This is a genomic window from Nocardia anocheti, from assembly GCF_029675105.1.
In the GTDB taxonomy this organism is placed as follows: domain Bacteria; phylum Actinomycetota; class Actinomycetes; order Mycobacteriales; family Mycobacteriaceae; genus Nocardia.
The window spans coordinates 43999-64884 of record NZ_JAQQFV010000009.1 but is presented as its reverse complement, the minus strand read 5'-3'; the positions used below and the strand labels follow the sequence as shown (position 1 = coordinate 64884).

22 protein-coding genes are annotated in these 20886 nt (G+C 71.5%); 2 read left to right on the top strand and 20 right to left on the bottom strand.

Annotated elements, in window-relative coordinates; genetic code table 11:
* Window positions 1-4: 4 nt before the first annotated feature.
* Both mycP and eccD read right to left on the bottom strand, forming a co-directional pair.
* Window positions 5-1414: a type VII secretion-associated serine protease mycosin gene (gene mycP, locus QC180_RS23240; protein ID WP_278264924.1), complete on the bottom strand. Its 1410-nt coding sequence runs from the start codon at window positions 1412-1414 to the stop codon at window positions 5-7.
* Window positions 1411-2871 carry a type VII secretion integral membrane protein EccD gene (eccD, locus tag QC180_RS23235; protein ID WP_474646519.1) on the bottom strand — a complete coding sequence of 487 codons (1461 nt, stop codon included), beginning with the start codon at window positions 2869-2871 and terminating at the stop codon, window positions 1411-1413. Before eccD ends, mycP begins: the two co-directional genes overlap by 4 nt.
* A gap of 158 nt (window positions 2872-3029) precedes the next feature.
* Here eccD and eccA point away from each other — a divergent pair, with 158 nt between their 5' ends.
* Window positions 3030-4862, top strand: a complete 1833-nt coding sequence (gene eccA, locus QC180_RS23230) for a type VII secretion AAA-ATPase EccA (protein ID WP_278264922.1) — start codon at window positions 3030-3032, stop codon at window positions 4860-4862.
* Here eccA and eccB read toward each other — a convergent pair whose 3' ends face one another.
* On the bottom strand, window positions 4863-6371 hold the full coding sequence (gene eccB, locus QC180_RS23225) for a type VII secretion protein EccB (protein WP_278264921.1): 1509 nt from the start codon (window positions 6369-6371) through the stop codon (window positions 4863-4865). It abuts the gene before it with no gap.
* A 117-nt stretch (window positions 6372-6488) separates the two neighbouring features.
* Between eccB and eccE the strand changes: the two genes are divergently transcribed.
* Complete coding sequence (gene eccE / locus QC180_RS23220; RefSeq protein WP_278264920.1) at window positions 6489-8225, top strand: type VII secretion protein EccE; 1737 nt, start codon at window positions 6489-6491, stop codon at window positions 8223-8225.
* Window positions 8226-8280: 55 nt separating this feature from the next.
* Here eccE and QC180_RS23215 read toward each other — a convergent pair whose 3' ends face one another.
* The 17 genes from QC180_RS23215 to QC180_RS23135 all read right to left on the bottom strand — a co-directional run bounded on the left by QC180_RS23215 (window position 8281) and on the right by QC180_RS23135 (window position 20875).
* Window positions 8281-8574, bottom strand: a complete 294-nt coding sequence (locus QC180_RS23215; RefSeq protein ID WP_278264919.1) for a WXG100 family type VII secretion target — start codon at window positions 8572-8574, stop codon at window positions 8281-8283.
* Between the two features lie 49 nt (window positions 8575-8623).
* Window positions 8624-8962 (bottom strand): WXG100 family type VII secretion target, encoded by a 339-nt coding sequence (locus tag QC180_RS23210; RefSeq protein WP_278264918.1) that lies wholly within the window; start codon window positions 8960-8962, stop codon window positions 8624-8626.
* Between the two features lie 43 nt (window positions 8963-9005).
* The gene (locus QC180_RS23205) at window positions 9006-9794 is read right to left on the bottom strand and encodes an ESX secretion-associated protein EspG (RefSeq protein WP_278264917.1); all 789 of its coding nucleotides are present in this window, start codon (window positions 9792-9794) and stop codon (window positions 9006-9008) included.
* Window positions 9791-10771 (bottom strand): PPE domain-containing protein, encoded by a 981-nt coding sequence (locus QC180_RS23200; RefSeq protein WP_278264916.1) that lies wholly within the window; start codon window positions 10769-10771, stop codon window positions 9791-9793. Before QC180_RS23200 ends, QC180_RS23205 begins: the two co-directional genes overlap by 4 nt.
* Window positions 10771-11073: a PE family protein gene (locus QC180_RS23195; RefSeq protein ID WP_278264915.1), complete on the bottom strand. Its 303-nt coding sequence runs from the start codon at window positions 11071-11073 to the stop codon at window positions 10771-10773. The genes QC180_RS23200 and QC180_RS23195 overlap by 1 nt, the downstream gene beginning before the upstream one ends.
* A gap of 25 nt (window positions 11074-11098) precedes the next feature.
* On the bottom strand, window positions 11099-12439 hold the full coding sequence (locus tag QC180_RS23190; protein WP_278264914.1) for a hypothetical protein: 1341 nt from the start codon (window positions 12437-12439) through the stop codon (window positions 11099-11101).
* Window positions 12436-12753, bottom strand: coding sequence for a type VII secretion target (locus tag QC180_RS23185; RefSeq protein WP_278264913.1), 318 nt, complete (start codon window positions 12751-12753; stop codon window positions 12436-12438). Before QC180_RS23185 ends, QC180_RS23190 begins: the two co-directional genes overlap by 4 nt.
* A gap of 67 nt (window positions 12754-12820) precedes the next feature.
* Window positions 12821-13150: a YbaB/EbfC family nucleoid-associated protein gene (locus tag QC180_RS23180; protein WP_278264912.1), complete on the bottom strand. Its 330-nt coding sequence runs from the start codon at window positions 13148-13150 to the stop codon at window positions 12821-12823.
* A gap of 59 nt (window positions 13151-13209) precedes the next feature.
* Window positions 13210-13542: a hypothetical protein gene (locus QC180_RS23175; protein WP_278264911.1), complete on the bottom strand. Its 333-nt coding sequence runs from the start codon at window positions 13540-13542 to the stop codon at window positions 13210-13212.
* Between the two features lie 10 nt (window positions 13543-13552).
* On the bottom strand, window positions 13553-14332 hold the full coding sequence (locus QC180_RS23170; protein WP_278264910.1) for an ESX secretion-associated protein EspG: 780 nt from the start codon (window positions 14330-14332) through the stop codon (window positions 13553-13555).
* Window positions 14329-16188: a hypothetical protein gene (locus QC180_RS23165; protein WP_278264909.1), complete on the bottom strand. Its 1860-nt coding sequence runs from the start codon at window positions 16186-16188 to the stop codon at window positions 14329-14331. Before QC180_RS23165 ends, QC180_RS23170 begins: the two co-directional genes overlap by 4 nt.
* A 163-nt stretch (window positions 16189-16351) precedes the next feature.
* The gene (locus QC180_RS23160; RefSeq protein ID WP_278264908.1) at window positions 16352-17110 is read right to left on the bottom strand and encodes a toxin-antitoxin system YwqK family antitoxin; all 759 of its coding nucleotides are present in this window, start codon (window positions 17108-17110) and stop codon (window positions 16352-16354) included.
* Complete coding sequence (locus QC180_RS23155; RefSeq protein WP_278264907.1) at window positions 17107-18225, bottom strand: hypothetical protein; 1119 nt, start codon at window positions 18223-18225, stop codon at window positions 17107-17109. Before QC180_RS23155 ends, QC180_RS23160 begins: the two co-directional genes overlap by 4 nt.
* A complete protein-coding gene (locus tag QC180_RS23150; protein WP_278264906.1) occupies window positions 18218-19660 on the bottom strand; it encodes a hypothetical protein in 1443 nt (480 codons plus the stop codon). Before QC180_RS23150 ends, QC180_RS23155 begins: the two co-directional genes overlap by 8 nt.
* Window positions 19661-19683: 23 nt before the next feature.
* Window positions 19684-20124 carry a TY-Chap domain-containing protein gene (locus QC180_RS23145; RefSeq protein ID WP_278264905.1) on the bottom strand — a complete coding sequence of 147 codons (441 nt, stop codon included), beginning with the start codon at window positions 20122-20124 and terminating at the stop codon, window positions 19684-19686.
* Window positions 20121-20597 (bottom strand): DUF6301 family protein, encoded by a 477-nt coding sequence (locus QC180_RS23140; RefSeq protein ID WP_278264904.1) that lies wholly within the window; start codon window positions 20595-20597, stop codon window positions 20121-20123. The genes QC180_RS23145 and QC180_RS23140 overlap by 4 nt, the downstream gene beginning before the upstream one ends.
* Window positions 20594-20875, bottom strand: a complete 282-nt coding sequence (locus QC180_RS23135) for a hypothetical protein (protein WP_278264903.1) — start codon at window positions 20873-20875, stop codon at window positions 20594-20596. Before QC180_RS23135 ends, QC180_RS23140 begins: the two co-directional genes overlap by 4 nt.
* Window positions 20876-20886 lie beyond the last annotated feature (11 nt).

The following is a 20886-nucleotide window of genomic DNA, read 5'->3' as shown; positions in this document are numbered from 1 at the left end:
TCTACTACTCGAATTCCGAATTCAGGTCGGCGCGCCGCGTGCGGAACGGAAAGCTCAGCGCGGCACCGACTCCGAGCATCGTGAGCAGGGCCAGCGAGCCGATGATCGCGACCTGCCGTGGCCGTGGGTCCGGTGCCGGGGGCGCGACCGGCGCCGCGATGACGTGGCCCTCGTCGGCGCCCGCGCTCACCGGTTCGGCGGGCAGCGGGGCGGTGAGCGCGGCCAGCGGGTCGATCAGCCCGGCGCCGATGGCGTCATCGCGGCCACGGCCGGGCGCGTGCGCGGTGCGGGTGATGCGGTCCATCACCTGCTGGGCGCTCAGTTCGGGGAACTTCGCCCGGACCAGGGCGGCCAGTCCGGCCACATAGGGTGCGGCGAAACTGGTTCCGTCGACCGGTTGCACACCCTGGGTGGTCTGCACGCCGTCGACCAGGCCGGTGCCGCCCGGCTTGCTGTCGAGCGAGACGATATTCCGGCCGATCGCGGCGACACCGACCCACGGCCCGCGCAGCGACAGCGCCGAGGGCTTGCCGTCGGCGTCGATCGAGGCGACCGCGAGGACGTACGGGGCGAACCAGGCCGGGGTGGGAACGGTCGCCACCGAACTCCAGCCGGAGCCCTCGTTCTGGGTCTGGCAGGCGCCGCCGGACTCCACATTGCCCGCCGCGGCGACCACGACCACATTGCGTTCGTAGGCGTATTTCACGGCGGCGCCGAGCGAGCTGTCGGCGGTGTCGCCCCCGGCCGCCGTGCAGGCGACCTCGGAGATGTTGACGACGGTCGCGCCCAGGTCGACCGCGCGCACGACCGCGGCGGCCAGGGTGAGGACGCTGCCGTACCCGTCGCTGCGCAGTTCGCCGGGCGGACGCTGCGCGCCCCGGCGGTCCTTGGCCTCGTAGGCCAGGCTCAACTGCCGGATGCTCAGGATCTCCGCGTCGGGCGCGACACCGGCGAAGGCGTCGTCGGGCGAGGGCTGGGCGGCGATGATGCCCGCGACCAGGGTGCCGTGGCCGTCGCAGTCGACGGTGCCGTCGCTGTCGCTGACGTAGTCGCCGCCGGGTTGCAGCGCGGGCAGCCGGGGATGCCGGTTCACCCCGGTGTCGATGACGGCCACCTTCTGACCGGCACCGCGACTGAACTGCCAGGCCGAGGGCAGATCGAGCACCTGCTGGGCGATCGGCGCCTCGCTGGGCGGCCCGCCGCGCAGCAGGGGTTCGGCGCACAGCTCACGCTGCTCGGTGGGTTCCAGCGGCGCTGGCCGCGTACTGAGCACCTGGGCCGCCACGAGCGCGCCGGGATCGATGGTGGGCGGGCCGAGCGCGAGGGCGGGTGAGGGGATTCCGGCCACCGCGGACAGGATCGCGGCGACGGTGGTCAGTCGCGCGGTGGTCCGCCGTCGGGGTAGCCGGGTCATATGTTGCGAGCGGTCGAGTACACGTCCATCACCCACAGCGCCAACGGGATCAGCGCGATGATGAGCAGGTATTCGAAGATCTCGATCATGCGCCGGGTCACCGGCGTCACCTCGATGTGCGGCCCGATCACCCCGAAGGCGACCACCCCGAGGGCGGTGAGCAGCAGCAGGGCGACCGCGCCGTATTCCAGTCCGCCGTGGCCGAGTCCGAGCCCGGTCAGCACCGCCAGCAGGGTGAGCGCGCCGCCGCTGATCAGGATCGCGGCCTGGGCGAGGTCGGCGTAGGAGCGACCGCGCAGGCACAGGATGACGGCGGTGATCACGGCCAGCGCCACCCCGCCGGAGTGGTACGCGCCGAACGGATCGGCCGCGCCGATGGCCCCCAGGCCCGCGCTCACCGCGCAGGCGACGACCAGTCCGGTCTGGATCTGGTTGGCCACCCGGGCGCGTTCGCCGAGTCCGGCGGCCGAGGGCAGCGCGATCGCCCCGATCGCGCCGATGCCCTCGATGGTCGGGCGCTGCTCGTGGTCGGCCGGGTCGATGGCGCCACCGGCGGTGGGCACCGGCGGAATGGGCAGCCGGGCGGCGACCGCGGCCAGTCGCGGGACCGAGGACAGCAGGACGATTCCGGCGATGAGGATGCCGGAGAACAGTTTCGGCGTCGCCGGGTGCCAGATCAGCGACACGGTGGCCGACCCGGCGGCGATCACGCTCATCGCGATGGCGGCGGCGAACAGCCCGGCCCCGGAACCGGTGATCCGGTATCCGGCGATGGCGGCGACGAGCACGACGACGCCGCCGAGCAGGATGTGCGCGGCACCCAGCGGGCCGGGTACCAGCAGCGCGCCACCGCCGAGCAGCAACAGCAACGCGTGCAGCGACAACCAGTTGCCGGTGATGGTGTCGAGGTATTTGCGGGCCGCGATGCCCGCGGCGGCCGAGGCCACGATGCCGGTGCCGAGCAGCGCGAAGGCCGGGGCGAGCGGATCGCCGTCGGCGCGGGAGTCGATCAGCAGCACGAGCGCGGCGAGTATGGCGACGGTCGCCAGGACCAGACCGGTCCAGCGCGCGGCCGAGCCGGACCAGCCCCGGAATTCGCCTGCGGTGAGCCGGGATACGGCATCGATGACATCGTCGAAGAGGGCCGGTGCCTCCTTGCGGGTCACCGGGCTGAGCACCAGCAGTTCACCGTCGTAGACCTCGGCCTCGGTGAGGGTTCGGCTGGGCGCCAACGGGTCCTGGCCGAGCCGGGCCAGGGTCCAGTGCTGGGCGCGGACGGGGGCGGTGTCCTCGTCGCCGTCGGGCAGGCGCGGATCGCGTGAGCGGATGAGGGAAACCAGGTCTCCGATGAATCCCGCGATCGGTACCGTGGCGGGCAGACCGATGTCGAGTTGGGTGTCACCCCCGATCACCGAGACCCGGCACAGTTCGGGCTCATTGCCTAACAACGTTGACACCAGTGATGAACTCTCAGTCGTAGCTGACTACTTCCGTTGCGACCACCCGGCAGCGTTACCTAATCTAACGGACAGGGCAAGTCGGCGCGATCGCAGCGTGGGTCGCCGGGTTGAACGTAATGCATACACCAGACGAAGATTTCGGGGTTCGACACCACATGCCAGACATTCGCCAAGCCCAGCGAGCCTTCGACGCGGGTGTCCTGTCGCTCGGCCTGCCCATCGACGGCCAGGAGTCCGCCCCCGACGGCGAGTACGCCAAACTGGCCTTCCAGCGCGCCACCGAGTGGGACCCGGGCATGTGCGACGCGTGGCTCGGCCGCGCCGCGGCGGGCGAGGTGACCAAGGAGGTGCTGTTCAATCTGCACCGCACCAGCCTGGATTCGCTGGGCCGCGAACAGCGCAGGCTCGGGCTGGCACCGCGCGCGATGGCCGGTCGCTTCCTGCCCGGCCTCTACATCGACTACCCGCTGGCCGGTCTCACCGAGATCTGGCTGGCCTGGGTCGCCCAGCTGATCGCCGACCAGGACTACGACCAGGCGGAGAAGGTCCTCGACGAGCTGGCGGCGTTGCGCCGGGCCCGCCCCGACGACCCGGACAAGCAGATCGACGACCGCATCTGCACCTACGTGCGCGGCATCCTGCACTACAACACCCAGCGCTGGCCGGATGTGATGACCGTGCTGGCCGGGTCGGCCGACTGGCAGGACCCCTACCTGGCCACCGGCGCGCACGTGATGGTCGGCACCGCCTGCGCCCAGCTCGGTCTGTTCGGCGAGGCGGTCCGGCGGATGGAAGCGGCCGAGGCGGGCCCGATCCCGGCCGCCCGGTTCACCGCCATGTACAACCGCGGCCTGTGCCTGCGTGAGGCGGGCAACGAGGCCGAGGCCCAAGCGCTGTTCGAGCAGGTGTACTCGCAGCTGCCCGACTTCGCCGCCAACACGACGGCCATGCGCGACCGCACCTTCCGCATCGTGGTCACCAGCCGCGAATCCATCGACGCCAGAACGAACAAGTGGGACCCGGCCTCGGCACCCACCCTGGCCCAGCTCAACCAGGCCGACGCCGAGGACCGCGCGAAGAACGTCCTGGCCCAGGCCAGGGCCGAACTCGACAAGCAGGTCGGCCTGGCCTCGGTGAAGACCCAGGTCGCCAAGCTCCAGTCCTCCGCGCAGCTGGCCAAGATCAGGGCGGAGAAGGGCTTGTCGAGCCAGTCGCGCGGCCAGCACCTGGCGTTCACCGGTCCGCCCGGCACCGGCAAGACCACGATCGCGCGCGTGGTCGCCAAGATCTACTGCGGGGTCGGGCTGTTGAAGACCGACAAGGTCGTCGAGGCCAAGCGCGTCGACTTCGTGAGCCAGAATCTCGGTGGCACCGCGATCAAGACCGAGAAGCTCATCGACAGCGCGATGGACGGGGTGCTGTTCATCGACGAGGCCTACACCCTGATCCAGACCGGCCTGTCCGGCGGTGACGCGTTCGGCCGCGAGGCCGTCGACACCCTGCTGGCCCGGATGGAGAACGATCGCGACCGGCTGGTGGTGATCATCGCGGGCTACGACGGCGAGATCGACCGGCTGCTGACCGCCAACGACGGCCTGGCCTCGCGCTTCTCCAAGCGCTTGCAGTTCCCCTCCTACACCCCGGAGGAACTCGGCCGGATCGGCGAGATCATCGCGGGCAGCCGCGATTCGCAGCTCTCCGAGGCCGCGCTGGCCGCCCTGGTCGAATCCTGCACGTTCCTCTACGACCTGGAGAGCACCGATCAGAGCGGGCAGCCGCGCCGCGGGGTCGACCTGGCGGGCAACGGTCGCTTCATCCGCAATGTGATCGAGGCGGCCGAGGAGGAGCGCGAGTTCCGGCTGGCCAACGACGCCGAGGTCGACCTGTCCGCCGTGGACGACGACGTGCTCATGCGGATCGAGGAGTCGGACATGCGCACCGCGCTGACCAGCATCATCGCCACACTCAATGTCGGGCGTCAGCCCTGATCACTTGGCGGCGGGCAGCGAATCGAAGCTGGTGAGCGCGTCCTTGGCGGACAGGGTCGGGCCGGGCACCAGCTGGCCGACGATCGACCAGGGGGCCAGCCGCGGGGTGTCCCCCAGCCCGAGGACGGCGGCGGTCTTGGTGTCCGGGATGCCGTAGCGCACCCCATTGTCGGCCACATAGAACAGGGATTCGCGGCGCGGGCTGCCCGGCTCGGTCCCGGTGACCTGCACGTACTCGCCCGAGGTCGGCGGCAGGTACACCGCGTCGACCCGGTCGCCGGTGCCGTCGGCGGTCGAGAGCGCCACCGGCGCGGCCGAATCCGCCAGCGGCAGCGCGGTTCCGGTGAGCAGGGTCAGCGCGGCCCGCTCCCCCGGACCGTCGACGGAGGTACCCGGCGTCGAGGCCGCGCCCGGGTTCTTCGACCAGCTCAGGCAGGCCACCGGCGAGTCCTCGGCGGCGAGCACGCGCGGGGCGCGCTCGGGGAAGTCGTCGATCGGCAGGCTGTGCAGCACCGGAACGCGGTCCAGCGCGTCGGGGGCGACGACCGCGATGTCACGCATGTCGTGCGAGTCGGCGTTGCGCAGCAGGGTGGCGGTGAATTCCGAGACCGCCTGCACGCCGTCGGCCAGGACCACGTACAGCGTCTCCTCGCCGTCGCGTTGCGGGCCGGACACCGAGATGATCCCGCCCACCGGCACATTCGCCAGCTTGCCCGGGCCGGGCTTACCGGCCTCCGGGATCACCGGCACCGCCAGCGGCCTGCCCTCGGTGGTGGCGCCGAGGAAACCCGACCCCATCGGGCGCGGCTTCTGGGCGGTGTCGAGGCCGAGGGTGCGGGTGACGACCGAGTCGGCGGGGTCGAGCTGGGCGCGATGACCCTGGTACACGAGGTAGGTCTTGTCGTCGTGGCGCACCAGCAGCGCGTCGTCGGGGCCCGCCGCCGCGATCCGGTCACCGAGCGCGGGCTTTCCCACGAGGGCGGTGGTGAGACCGCCGGTGGCGCCGGACGCGCTGCCGGTGGCCGAGAGCTGGATGGTCTCGCACAGCGTCCAGTCCGAACTCGCGCCCTGCTTCGATCCGGGCAGCGCCACCGGGGCGCCGGGAATGCCGAGCAGCGGGCCGCGCGGCAGCGAACTCAACTTGTCGTCCTTGACCGCGTTCGGCGATTCGGCGGTGCCCGCGATCAATCGAGCCGAGGCCAGATTCAATACCGGGTGCAGGGTTTTCGAGCCGTCCTTGGCCGCGACCACGACATACATCGCGCCGCTCTGTTTACCGGTGACGATCAGCGAATCACCGATCGCGCCCTGTGGTTTCAGGAATCCCAGGATGGCCGCGCCCGCGACGACGATCAGACCGAGAACGGCGCCGACCATCAGCGAACGGCTCTGCGAACGCATCGGATCGTGCAGCATGCGCACATCCCTGCGGATCAGCGCGTGGTCGAGTCTGCGGAGCAGGAACCGATAACCGTTGACCTGGGCCTTGGTTGTCAGCTGTGCGGGCACACGGTCTCCATTGCTGCGGTGATCACGTTCTCGTTCGACACGGTACCGTAATTCCGGAATTGCCTTTCACCATGATTCGACGTATGCCAGCCGGGGACAACGATTTTGAACAATGGGATGAACGCCGGGCGAACCGGCGGCGACAACGTTTACGACACCTTACGTGATCCGGAATTCTGGCTGTTCCGCGTCTTTCCGCTGTGGGCGTGCGTGCCCGTCGCGGTACTGGCCGCCGTCACCGCCTGGGTGGTGCTGGCGAGCTCCGACTCGATCCCCGGCGCGATCGGCGCCGCGGTGGCGGTACTGCTGATCGGTCTGGTGCCCATCCGGCGCCGCAACGCGGCCGTGCGCCTGGGTGGCTGGCTCGCGCGCAGAGTGCGCGGCCGCACCGACCCGTTCGACCGGGCACCCGCCTTCGACGTGCCACTGCCCGAAGGTGGCGGCTGCGGTGTGCGCTGGGACGGCGACCTGCTGCTGACCATGTTGCGCATCGACCCGCCGCCGGACACCCTCACCCTGCTGCGGCGCGGCACGCTCAGCGCCGATCAGCTGCTGCCGCTCACCGAGATCGCCCGCTGCCTGGATCAATTCGATGTCCACCTGGTGAGCATCGACGTGATCGCGACCGGCGCGCGCACCGCGGGCACCGGCGCCGCCGCGCACCTCTACGACCGCATCCTGGGCCCGCTGCCCGCCATCGCGCACCGCACCTGCTGGCTGGTGCTGCGGCTGGACCCGGTCGCCAACGCCGCGGCCGTGGACAAGCGCGGCGGCGGGGCCGAGGGCGCGCTGCGCACGGTGATCATCGCGACCCGCCGCGTCGCCAACCGGCTGGCCGCCCGCGACATCGACGCGGCCGTGCTCACCGCGACCGAGATGAACAGCGCGGTGCGCGAGCTCACCCACGGCTTCGATCCGCTGCGTCTCACCGAGTCGGCCTACGGCCTGTCCACCGAGCACCGGCACCTGACCCACTACCAGCTGACCGCGCCGATGATCGGCGCCGACGGGCTGGGCGAGATCTGGGCGACGCCGAGCCTGTCCACCACGGTGACGATGCGGCTGCATCCCGGCGCGCGGGGCGCGGGCCGTCGCGACGACCGCACGGACACGGTCGTGCTCAACGCCGTCGTCCGGTTCGACACCGCCGCCCCGCTCGACGCGGCACCGCTGCCCGGCCTGCGCGAACTGCCCGGCAGTCAGCGCCGCATCCTGTTCGACACCCTGCCGATCTGCGCCGCCGACGATCTGGGCGGTCGTGACGGGTACCGGGGCACCCTCACCGCGCTGGCCGACATCGCCGTGCCGACCACCGGGTGCGGTCAGCTGATCGGGGCCGACGAGCGGGGCCAGGGCATCGCGGTCCCGCTGATCGGGGCGGGCACCCGCCACGTCGACGTGATCGGCAACCTCGACCTCGCCCAGCAGGTGGTGCTGCGGGCCACCGCGCTCGGCGCGCACGCGGTGGTGCACACCCGCAGGCCGCAGGCCTGGCAGTCGATGGTCGCGAATCTGGCCACGCCGCAGCTGCTCTCGATCGCGCCGCGCGCCGCCGGGGCGACCCCGCAACCACAACCGGGGCCCCCGCCGGTGCCTGCGGCGCCGTTTCCGACCACGACCGTGCTCGTCTACGACGGCATCGCCCCGACGACCCATCTCGGCGGCGCGACGATCGTGGAGGTGCGCGCCACCGAACGCGAGGCCGACGCCGTCGAACCGGACGTCACGCTGGTGCAGGACCCGTACGCGCCCAACCGGATCACCGTGCGGACCAGCACCGGCAGCGCGACGGTGACCATGGTGACCACCCCCGACGAGATGCACTACATCGGCGAGTCACTCGCGGCCCGCTGACGAGGAAGGCCGACCGGGGACGAATCCCGGTCGGCCTTCCTCGATTCCGGCGTGCTCAGAAGTCGGCGAAACCGTCGCCGACCTTGCCGTCGGCCTCGAGGGCGCGGTTGAGCGCCGACTCGACCTGTCCGGCCAGCCTGTCGAGACGGGTGAGGGTGTCCTTGAGCTCCTCGGTCACGCTCTTGTGCGCGGCGTCGAAGCTCTGGTGCGCGTTGTCACCCTGCAGGTTGGCGCGGAAGTTGGTGGCCGCGGTCTCCAGCTCGGAGATCTCGCCCTGCATCTTGCCGCCGTAGGTCTGCAGGTCGCTGAACAGCTCGTTCATCGCCGCGGGGTCATAGAGAATGGTCATGCGCTGATTCCTTTGTCGTGTCTGTGCCGAGGGCGATCGGGCGAACCGATCAGACGCCGAGGGTGGTGGCCGGGCCGCTCGGCGCGCTGCTCGCGCCGCCACCGGACAGGCCGCCCTGGTCCATGTTGACGATGGTGGACTTGCCGGAGTTGATGGCCTCGTTGAACCGGTCGAACTTCTGGTTCAGCGCGACGGACTCCTCGTGCCACGCGTTGGCGATGGTCACGAACTCGTCGTGCGCGTCGCCCTTCCAGCCACGAACCACGGCCTGGGCCGCACCGTCGATCTCGTTGATCGACCGGCGCAGGTTGCTGATCGACTCCTCGAGCGCGGAGACGACATTGTCTACGCCACCGGCTTCTACACCAACTGATCCCTGAGGGGGCATTGTCGAACCTTTCCTTCTTGATGGGTGACACGGAAGATGGCTGTCAGGACTGCCACCTCCCACCGGGAAGCCCCTCGAGGAGCGCACCGATCGCCTGGGTGAGGCGGTGGTCGGTGCCCGGCGTGATGGTGGACCACACCTGCCCGTCGGGCGCCGTCATCGGCGCGACGACGATCCGGCCGCGCGCGGTGTCGTACACCGCGACCGCGCCGGGGGCCCGGGTGGTCAGCCCGTCGTGGTGGACGGAGGCGGTGATCTCGGTGTAGCCGTGGCAGGAGCCGAAGGCCGCACCGAGCACCGTCGCTTCGTGCGCGTCGATACCGAGCGCATACATCGCGTCCACGTGATCGGAGGTGGTGGTGGCGTCGTCGAGGCGTCGGGCCAGGTCGTCGGCCGCGACACTGACCGTGCCGATCTCGGCCGCCGGACAGGGGTCGAGCGCGGTGAGCAGCAGCCGGGCGAGTTCCCGCTCGGAACCGTCGATGCCGGGGGTGGACAGCTCGAAGGTCGCGCCGCGTCCGGCGGCGACGGCGTGGCGGGAGCCCCTGCGCGCCAGGCAGATCCGACGCGGTTCGCCCGCGCCGTAGCCACGGACGGCCAGTTCGGCGTCGGGCATGGTGAGGGTGAACAGCGCCTCGGCCAGGCCCGGTTCGACATCGCCGTATCCGTCGAGCACGCCGCGCGCGGTGAGTTCGGCGACCGCCGCGTCCCGCGCGGCCCGCCACGCCTCGACGGTGTCCTGGCGCGGACCGACGCCGAGTACCAGCGGCAGGGTCTGCACGCCGAGCCGTTCGGCGACCGCGAGCAGCGAGTCGTTGGTCAGGGTGGTCACGCGGCACCGCCCTGCTGAGTCGTGGTCGGCGGCGGCGCGGCCCGTTCGGCGACGCCGAGAACCGCCGGAGCGGCCTGGATCTCGCCTTCGGGCACCAACCGGTCGGATTCCTCGTAGGCGATTCCGGCACGCGGGAACCGCGCCGCGTCCTGCGCCGCCGTGGCCGCGACGGGCGCACCGGGGACGACCGGCGCGTGCGCGGCCGGGGTCGCGGCGACCGGCGTCGGCTGCGGGGTCGGCGCGACGGTCGTGCCCGCCTGCGCGAACACCGGAGCGCGATAAGCGGTCTGCACCGGCGCGGGCAGGACGGGCAGTGCGCCCATCCCCCCGACCATGCCCATGCCGGGAACGGCGGAGGTGGCCGCGCCCGGTGCGGCCGAGGACGTCCCGGCCTGCTCGGCGATCAGCGCCGCCTCCGGCACGATCGGCGGCGGCGGGACGTGCAGCCACGGCTCGGCCAGCGGCTCGGTGGCGGCCTCGTAGCTGCGCATCACCCGGGAGGCCACGGCCTTGGCGGCGTCGGCCTGGGTGTCGGTCTCGGCGGCGATCGCCTTGATCGGCGCGCCGAGCATGGTGCCGACCTGTTCGAGCGCGCGTTGCGCGGCGGTGATCGCGGCGATGTCACCGGAGTCGGGCATCGCCAGCGCGGCCACCTCGTAGGCCAGCACCTGGGCCTGCATCCTGGCCGCGTTGGCCGTCGCGGCGGCCGCGGTCTCGAGCAGCCATTCGCGCAGCGTCGAGATCCGTTCCCACACTTCGTCGCTGCGCCCGGACTGCCAGGACCCGCGCAGTGTCCGCAGCACCTGCTCGTAGTCGAGCACGGCCGCGCCGAAGGCCGCGGCGAGCCGCGTCCAGGCGGCGGCCGCGTCGGCCATCGGCATCGGTCCGGGACCGGTGGTGAGTTCGGTGGCCAGCCGTTGCGGCTCGCGCGCCTCCCACACCACACCGGTGAACCCGGGCTGCGGAGGTTCGATCATCAGGCGTGCAGGCCGCTCGTGTTGTCGGTCTCCATGCGGTCGAACTCGGTGACCTGCGCGCGCAGCGTCGCGGCGAGCTTGCTCATCTCGCGCGCGCCCGCCTCGGCCCCGGCGACGTAGTCCTCGGCGACACCGTTGGCGGTGGACGCCGCCCTGGTCGACACCTCGTCGGTGCCCGCCGGAGCCACCCGCAGGGCCGGGGCGACGGCGCTCAGCTCGGTGCCGAGCCGGTCGACGATGGCGTCCAGCGCCGCGGCGGCCTCGGTCGCCGCGGCCGCGTCGAATTCGAAGGTGTTCGTCATTGCCACTCCTGTCGTGGTACCCGCGTCACAGTGTGAGTTCCTTGTCCGGCGGTGCCTCGGTGGTCGCCGGTTCGGCCGCGCCGACCACCGGCATCGACACGCCGTCGAGCTGGCCGACCACCTCGTCGCCGTGGTGGCCGGTGACCAGCTGGGTGTGCACCGCCTCGTTGCCGCCGCCGTCGACGGCCCTGGCCAGCGGTGCGCCGCCCGCCGCCCCACCCATCGGCATGTAGCCCGGGGCGGTCGAACTGGTCGTCGTGGTGCCCGAGGCCGGGGCCGAACCGGCGACGCCGAGCGGCCCGACGGCCGACAGCCCGCCACCACGACTGCCCTGCCAGGGATTCAGCGGAGCCGCCGCCGCGGCCGCGACGCCACCGAGCGCGCCACCGATACCGCCGACACCTCCACCGCCGCCGAGGCCCCCGGTCGTCGCGCTGTCGCCCGCGGCGAGGGCCTCACCGTCGAGCGCGGGATCGGTCGTGGTCGTGGTGTCGGCCGTGTTCGTCGTCGACAGCGAACTGACCTGTTCGGTCAGCGAACCCAGCGAGGAGGCGGCCGTGGTCGCGGTGCTGATCAGTGGCGTGATCATGCTCATCAGCTGCGACAGCGACTCCGAGGAGGAGTCGACCCCGGTCGGCGCGTTGGTCACCGGGACCTTCTCGCCCGCCTTGGTCATCTCGGCGCTGTGCCCGAGCAGTTCGACCTTGGTCTCGGTGGTGATCGCCAGCGCCTCGGTCATCGCCTCGACCGTGGCCGCCACCAGCACGCCCTGACCCACCGGGGTCATCGCGTAGAGCGGGGCCAGCGCCACCGTCGCCGAATAGCGCGCGATCACCGCGCCGATCTTGGCCGCGCCCACCGCGACGGTGCCCGCCGCGCCGGTGAGCACCGTCTTCTCCTGGGTGCTCTGGGTGGCCAGTTTGGCGCCGTCGCTCTGCGCCGCGGTCGCCTTGGTCGTCGCCTCCGAAGCGGCGGCGCTCTGCCACAACGACATCACCGTCTGCAATGCCGTCGAGCCGAGCGACATCACCGTGCTCAGCACCGAATTGACGTTGGACAGCATCTCCGTCGGGTCGACCGAGGTGTCGGTCCCGGAGCTCGTCGCGCCGAGCTGACCGGTCCCGAACGCGGAGGCCAGCTGAGTCAGCGGCTGCATCAGCGCCGTCAGGTCGAGCGCGGGCAGCGGCGGCATCTCCGGCAGCTGCACGAACTGGGGCAGCTGTGGCAACTGCGGCAGGCCCATCGAGCTCAGCGCCTGGCTCACTGGCTGATCCAGCATCGGGGCCAGCGCGCTGCCACGCAGCAGTTCCAGCACGGTCGGATCCACGGCCGCCCCGCTCGACGCCGCTCCCCCGGGAAATGTCATAGCCGCGCGTTCACCGTGGACAGCCCGGCCTTGCCCGCCGCGTCCGCGCCCTCGTAGGTCGTCGCCGCCTGCGCCGCGGTGAGCGCGGTGCCCGCGTGCACGGCGGCCAGCTCGGCCACCGAGGTCAGGTGATTGGCCTGCGCGTAGGCGAAGGAGAGCAGGAACTCCTGCCCGATCAGGCCGAACACCGGCACCGCCGCGGCCACGGTCGCGGCCTGGTCGACGGCTCCGGCCTGCGCGACACCGGCCGCCATCGTGGCCGAAGCACCCGCGTAGGCACGAACTGCATCGGGAACTACCGCAACGTGATTCATCACCATCGTCCAATCTCGAAACAGCCCATGGTGTTTCGTTACCTTATCTACCCGTTCCGGACCAGCGCTATGTATCTCGCCGGTGAAGATCAGTTGAATCTCCCGTACCCGCCTCGTTGAACGCGGTGATCAGCCCCGCTCTTTCGCCGTAGGCCCGGTAGGCGGCGGCCCGCGCGGTGTCGACCAGCACGTGCTCGAAGTCGGCCGGGCCCAGCTTGCCGATCGCCGCCGAGAACTCCAGCTCGACCAGCGCGCCGGTGCCATCGACGGTGGCCGTCACCGCACCGTCCGGTGAGGTCTCCCGCGCGCGGATGCGCTGGGTCGCCTCGCCCAGATCCTGCAGCCGATACAGCTGTCCTTGCACGCGCGCGATGAGTTCGTCCATGGTCTCGACCATCGACTGCGCTCCCTCCTGCTCGACCGATTCCTGCCCGCCGACCGCCGCGAACGGCGGTCTCACACCGAGCGCAACCAGCTCTCCGGTTCGGTGTCGTAGTCCTGCTCCTCGGCGATCTCGGCCGCCGCGACCTGTGCCTCGGTGGGCAGACCGGTGGCGGCCAGCAGCCCGGGATCGAATCCGGCCTCGGCCAGCTGGGTGCGTCGCGCCAGCCCGGCCCGCTCGGCGGACTGCTTGCACAGCCGTAAGATCTCGGCGGCCAACGCGTCCGGGTCACCGCGCAGCTGGTCGCCGTCGATGGTGATACCCACCGGCAGACCCCGCTCGGTGGTGCGCACCTCGATCGCGCCGGTGCGTGACGACGCCGTGAATTCGACCGGAAACTCGTCCATTTCGCCCTCCCTAGGCCCGATCATCCCTGATGGCTCTGACAATTTCGGCGATCTGGGAGTTGAGCAGCGAGACCAGCCCGCGCCGATCCACCGGCACCACCCGGGCGGGTGTGCCGGGCACGATCACATAGCGGCCGTCATCGATCACATCGCGCCACACCAGGTGCAGGCGCAGCACGCCGCGCGGGCCGAACCGCGACCAGCCCTGTTCGATCTCGATCGATCCGGCCAGCTCGTCGGGCTCGTTCGCGAATTCCCGGCTGCGCGTGGCGGTGTCGTCGCCGTCCTCGTGCACGAGCGAGCGCCCGTAGGAGAAGTCCAGGTCGGTCTGGGTGGCGTCGTGGAGTCCGAATTCGCGGCGCCTGCCCGCCGTGGCCGCCGGGAACACCGCGGCCACGGCGTCACCCATGGACACCGCGTCGTGCCGGGTGACGGTGAAACCCGCCGCGTCGCTGAGTGTTTCCCCCGGCCGCTGCACGACGACGAACGAGTCCTCGCCCTTGCGCACGGCCAGTACCCGCAGCGAGCGCTTCGGGTTCTGCGGTTCGCGACCGTCGATGCCGCGCGCGACCACCCGGATGTCCGGCTCGGTCAGCGCGGCCACCAGCTGGTCGAGCGCACCGCCCGCGCCGCGGCGCAGTTCCTGCCAGGCGGCACGTTCGACGCGGCGGCTCTCGTCGAAGGACTGCTCGGGCCCCCGGTAGGTCAGTGGCGCGGGCAGCCCCACCTCCTTGAGTTCGCGCCACATCGCCGCGAACTCCACCGGGGTGAACTCCAGGAACGCCGTCACTGCTCGACGACCGGTCGTGCCACGATCGGCGCCTCGCCGATCGCCTCGTCCAGGTGGTCCACCGAGTCCAGGTAGTCGGCGCGCTTGTGCTCGCGCTGCTGCTGACCACCGGCCCCGCCTCCGGCGCCACCCATGGGCGCCATCGGCATGCCGCCCATCGGCGAACCGGCGGCACCGGCGATTCCGGCGCGGCTGGCCATCGCCTCGAGCCCGGTCGCGGTGACCGCGGCGCGCGGGAACAGGCTCGACGCGTTCTGCAGGGTGGCGCCGGGCACCCCGCCTCCGGCACCACCACCGGCGCCGCCGCCCGCGCCACCTCCGGCCTTGGCCGCGGAGGTCATCTTCTTGGCCTGTTCCTCGAGCGCGGAGTTGATCCCGGCCAGGCCGGGCACCGAGGACAGCGCGCTCTGGTCGGCGGCCGAACTGGCCTGCTCCAGCGCGGACTGCGCCGCCGAACTCGCCTGCTCCAGACCGGAACTCAGCGCCGAGCTGGCCTGTTCGAGCCCCGAGGACGCCGCGGAACTCGCCTGCTCGGCGGCCGCGGCGGCCTGCTCGGCGGCCTTCTGCGCCGCGGCTTTTGCGGCCGCCTTGGTCGCGTCGTCGGCCGCGGCCTGCGACGCGGCCTGGGCCGCGGAGGTGAGCGCGGACATCCCGCTCTGGAACGCCGAGGACAGTCCCTGCGAGCCGCCGCCCGCCCCGGCGCCGGAACCCGAACCGCCCCCCGCGCCGCCGGTGCCGCCGCCGCCGGGGTTGTACCCGGTGGGCTGGGCGCCGGTGGTCGGCGGGATGGGGTCGGGCAGCACGGCGACCACGTCGGCGGTGTGGTCGACGCCCGGGATGTAGACGCGTTCCATGTCGGCGATGTAGGCCTTGCGGTAGTTCTCCTTCGCCCGCTCCTTGTACGCGTCGTTGTTCTCACCGGAGAACTGCTTGTACTCGACCATGCTGTCGTTCTGTAGCTCGACCGAGGTCGTGTAGAGCCATTCGGAGACGTACTCGAGGCCGTCACCGAGGGCCTTCATGCTGCTGACGAGGGTTTCGTTGCCCGACCCGTAGGCGGTGATCGCCGCGCGGGCGCGGTCGGCGCCGCCGGACTTGCCCGGGCTGCGCCAGTTCTTCTCGCTGGCGACCATCGCGTTCGACAACGCGTCGAACGGGCCCTGCAACCGGCTCGCCAGCCAGTGCCAGTCGGCCGCGGTCTGCGCGACCTTGACCGGCATGCCGGACTTCAGCGTCTGGATGATCTGCTGGAAATCCTCGTAGCTGTACGGGCTGACGCTCTCGGACTTGGCCTTCATCGGATCGAACTTGACGCCCTGCGGCGTCACCAGGCTCGACGGCAGACCCCAGTCCGACTCCTTGAGCGTTCCGACTTCCTTCCAGTCGGGCGAAGCCTGCCGCTTGTCCTGCGGATTGAAGCGGTCGTTGTTGACGCTGAGTCCGGCCGGATCGGGCCGCTCGCCCAACCGATCGGTCTGCGTCTTGAAGGAGTCGTACTTCTGCCGCATCATGCCCAGATCCACCTTGTTACCGGTATCGGTGTCGGTGTAGGCCTTGCCCGCGGCGAGGAAGGTGTCGCACATGTCGTCGAGGATTTTCGCGTGATCGTCGAGGACGTTCCCGAGATCGCGACCCTTGGCGGCGAAGCGCTCGGCCAGCGCGCGGCCCGAGGGCAGGACGGGCACGAACGGGTCGAGCTGGTCGACCTTGCCCAGTTCCTTCTTCACCGAGTTCACTCGGACCCGCGCGTCGATCGCCGCGTTCACCAGTCCTTCGATGACACCGGGCTGCAGTTCCAGGGTGCCGCTGAGCGATTCGCTGCGCAGCCCACTCCACGGATTGGGTGTCTCACCCATACGCGACCGTCCTCCTCATCACCACACGGGCGCCCTGCGACGAGAGACCCTGTCTGCGATCGATTCTTTCGTCGTAGCAACGATTCTAATGTCGTGGAAATGAATCACGCATGTACAGCGTGGATCTCGACGGTGGCGCGGCAACGACAATCGGTTGCCGGTCTCAGCGGTGGCGCGTCACCGCGTCCTGGAATACAGGGTCGGCGAGATCGAAACCCGCTGGCCGATAGCCGTTCTCCCGCACGTGCTCGACGAACTCGACGGGCAGCGTGAGCGGTTGCCGGGCGTAGTACTCGACCAGTTCGGCGCGCCAGATCCATTCGCCGTCCGAGCACAGCGAGGCGCCGCCGGGCAGCCAGCCGTCCTCGGCGAGCAGATCGGGGACCGCGGTCATGCGGTCGAAGACCACCGGCGCCGCCCGCAGATAGGCGAGCAGCCGCGCGCGCTCGGGATGCTCGGCGTCGCCGAGCGCGTCCCGGATGGATGGCAGGTCGTCGCGGTCGCCGTCGAACATCTCGCGGTGGTACCCGAGCGGGCGCAGGTCGATCGGGTCACCGGGCGGGCCGGTCAGCAGGCGGTTCTCCAGCAGCACACCGTGTTCGTCCCACCGCTTGCGCAGGCGCAGGTAGCCGGGGCTGGAGTAGACCTCCAGGCTCGCCCGCGTCCCGTCGCGGTGCCATTCCCGCCACTCCCCCGCCGCCAGTCCGCGCCGCATCAACCCCACCGAGGCGGGGGTGCCGTCGGCGTACCACGCCTCGCTGGGTCCGTCGTCGTAGCCGTCGAGGAAGGACCATCGGCCGATCAGCGTGCCGTCGGGAGCACGCTCGACGGCCTGGCCGGTGTAGGGCGTGCCACGGTAGGTGGTCGGGTCGCCGTCGGCGCCGAGATGGAAGTCCGGGTCGGTGATGTCGAGTGCGGTCATGCGCTGCTGTGCCTTTCGGTCGCGCCCGCCAGCGTGAGTTCGAGGAACGCGCTGTCGATGGCGGAGGTCCCGTCGTCGTCGAACACCGCGGCGAGCATCGGTCGGGTGACCGCGCCCGCCTCGGCCGCCGCGACCAGTGTCGTGACGGCCGCGTGCCGGTCGCCGCTCGCGCCGACCAGTTCGGTGATCACCTCGATGACGGTGTCGGTGGTCCAGATCCCGGGCACGGCCGGGGCGAGTTCGGCCGAGGCGGGTGATTCGCCGCGGTACCAGGCGCCGTCGCGCCACCAGTAGCAGAACGACAGCAGTCCGTCGGCCGCGCGGGCGTTGAGCGTCGCCTCGCACACCCACGACGGCGCGCCACGGAATAATTCGGGCATCGCGGCGCCGTCGAGATAGGTGGCGCGCAAGCGGGGCGCGTCCCATATTCCGCCGGAGAGCACCGCGCGTTCGCCGGGCAGCCACACCAGGCTCGAACCGCTGCGTCCCACGCCCTCGAACACGCAGGTGCCCGGCGAGATCCGTGGTCCCAGCGGCGAACCCACCGCGACGAAGGCGGCGGCCAGCACCGCCCACCGGCGGGCGATCAGCGGGAAGGCGGGGAATTCCGCGTCCGGTGCGGTGCGGGTCGCCACGCGGCCGTGGACTCGGTCGAGCAACTGCTGTTCGGCGGCGCGCCCGGCCGGGCGAATCTGTCGGTCGCCGTGGCCGAGGTAGGCGGCCAACCACACCGGCAGCTCCGGACGCGGATAGACCTCGAGGTCGCCGCGGTAGGCCGCGGGCGCGAAGAGCTGGCCGGGTGGAAAGGGTTGCGCGCCGTGGTCGTAGTCGACTTCCATCTGCCCGTCGCCGGTGAGGTCGAGCAGATACCGCCACCACGGTGCCCCGTCGCGCTCGGCCGCGAGCTGCCGATGCGCGCGCACGAGTGCGAGCACGTCCTCGGCGGGGTAGACGCGCACCGCGCGGTTCTGGTCGTCGGTGAACAGCACCACGGCGGCTTCGGCGCTCACGGTCATCGCGAACGAGGCGGTCAGCCGCCACCAGCCGGGCGGGCCGAGTTCGGCGAGTTCCAGCCCGATCCGGTAGCTGAGCTCGGCCATCTGCTGCTCAGTCATTGCGCTCCCGGAATCGCCGTTCGAAGTCGTCGAGGAAGACCGATGGGGGCACCGCCGAGGACGACTGTTCCAGGACGCCGTCGTCGGCGACGTAGTAGAGGGACCGCTCGACCGCGATGTCCCCCGGTTCGACCGGCAGGTACACCAGCCACCCCGTCGAGAGCCGGTCGGCGCGCAGCCGAGCGCGGGCGGCGGTGTCGGTCAGTCGCGTGCCGACCAGGGCGAGGGCATCGCGCCGTGGCATGGGCGCGATCCCGGGGAGCAGCACGCCCGCCGCGTCGAGCGGGAACAGCGCGCTGTCCACGGCGAAGAAGCCTTCGTCGCCGAAGAGTTCGACCAGGGTTTCGCGGGTGACGATGCCCGCCTCGGCCGCGGCGACGAGGGTCGCGGCGGCGGCGCGCAGCAGGGGCGGTGGGGTGCGGTCGACCACGCGGGCGAGTGTGTCGGCGGTGTCCTCGGCCGAGAACACCGCGGGCAGTGCCGAGGCCACCTCGTCGGGCGGCGGTGATTCGCCCTGATACCAGGCGCCGTCGTGCCACCAGTAGCAGAACGAGAGCAGTCCGCCCGCCGCGCGACGATCGATCGTCGGGGTGGCCACCCAGCCCGGCGCGCCCGCGTACAACGCCGGGAGATCGGTATCACCGAGGTAGGCCGACCGCAGCGCGGGCGCGTCCCAGACACCGCCGGAGAGCACCGCGCGGTCGTCCGGCAGCAGACAGAGCGCACCACCGTGTCGCGCGGCGGTATCGAAACGGCCCAGGGAGGGCAGGAATCGTGGGCCCCACTCGTCCTCGGCCGCCACGCTCGCCGCCGCCAGCACCGCCCATCGCGCCACGAGTTGGGGCAAGGGTGGAAGTCCTTCCACCGGAATCGGTGTCGTGGGCTGCGGGCGTGCGGCGACGGCCGGGTCGCGGAGTTGACGGTCGCCGTGCGCGAGGTAGGCGGCCAGCCAGAACGGCACCGTGGCGCGCGGATGGACCTCCAGGTCCGCGCGGTAGGCCGCCGGGGGGAACAGGTGGTCGGCCGGGAAGGGTTCGTCGCCGTAGTCGTAGTCGACCTGGATGCGGCCCTCCGGGCTGAGCCCGAGCATCATCCGCCACCACGGTCCGTCACCGAGTTCGGCCGAGAGCAGCCGATGTTCCCTGATCAGTTCGAGCACGTCGGCCGACGGGCGCAGGCGCGTCACCCGCTGGTCGGCGTCGGAGTAGACCGCGAGCACGATCTCGGCGGCGACGGTCATGGTGAAGACCGCGTCCAGGCGGCGCCAGCCCTGCGGTCCCTGCGTCGCGAGTGCCCGTGCCGCCCGGTGCAGCAGCTTCCTGGTCTCCTCGGCCACGTCCCTGACCACCGGCTCCGGCGCGAGGGTGAAGCTGACGTCGACCTCGTCCTCGGTGGCCGGGGGTGGGGTGGCCGGATCGTCGGTGGGGGTGGTCACGGTCGAGAATCTCCTGGCGAGGGTCAGGCTCGCGCTAGGCCGAGCAGGGGTAGGTCCAGGGCACGGGTGCCGGTGGCTTCGTTCCAGGCGCGGTAGGTCAGCGCCTCGGGCGCGGGGATACCGAAGGCGTCGCGCAGGCCGGTGACGACCATCTCGGCCACCGCGCGATGACGCGCGCGGGACGCGGGCTCCGGTGTGTCGATCCACCAGTTGCCGGGCAGCCCGTCCTCGGGGGCTTGCCAGCCCGCCTCGGCGATCACCCGCAGCCCCGCCTCGCCCGCCCGCAGCGACTCGTCCAGCGCCGACTCACAGACCAGTTCGGCACTCGACGCGTGGTCGAGCCGCCGGAACTGCGCGTATCTCGGTGAGCGCGCGCGGGACTCGGCGACGATCAGCACCGAACCCGGCGTGAGCATCGCGAGCTGCGCGGCCAGCGCGGCGCCGAAGGTGTCCCAGGTGCTCATGAGACGTCCTGTCCGGCCGCGACATTGCGGTCGTCCTGGGCCAGCCGGTCGTTGGTCACCAGCGACAACACCACCGAGACCGGTGACAGCGCGAGCACCACGGTCGTCGTCGGGCCCGGCCAGCGCAGCTGCGTCGGTCGGCCGGTCGGTGCGCCCAAAGCCGCGATGAGCACGGCGGACAGTTCGGCGAAGGCGGTGCCGATCCGCTCCGCGCCCTCGGCGTCCTCGGTGGCGAATTCGGTCAGCCTGGTCTCGATGCGCACGGCCCTGCCGTCCGCGCCGTGCACCTTGCCGCTGCTGGTGCCGAGTCCGGTGTCGAGCATGACCCAGTTCGGTCGGGCGAGCACCACCTGCCAGCCGAAGCGCGCCGCGAGCGCGGGGACGTCGGCCAGCTGCCAGGACCAATCCAGCTCGCGCAGGGCGGTCGCCAGGTCGGTCAGCTCGGTGGTCGTCAGTTCGCGGTGTTCGCTCACCGGCCCGCCTTCCGATCGAGTTCCTCGCTGAGCCGGGCCAGTGCCTCTCGGCGGGCCCGCCGGTGCGAGCCGTCGAGCTGGGCGGCGAATTCGGCGCGGGCCGCGCGCACCAGATCCTCGGTCACGCGCGGGTGGGCGCGGGCGATGGCCCACAGCGCGTCGGCGGTCTCGGTGTCCAGACCGGTGTCGGTGCGGAGTCCGCCGCCGCCGCACACCGAGTCGAGCATCTGCTCGAACTCGGCGCGGATCTCGTCCTCGGTCGGATGGTCCGTGCGCATGCCGCCTCCTC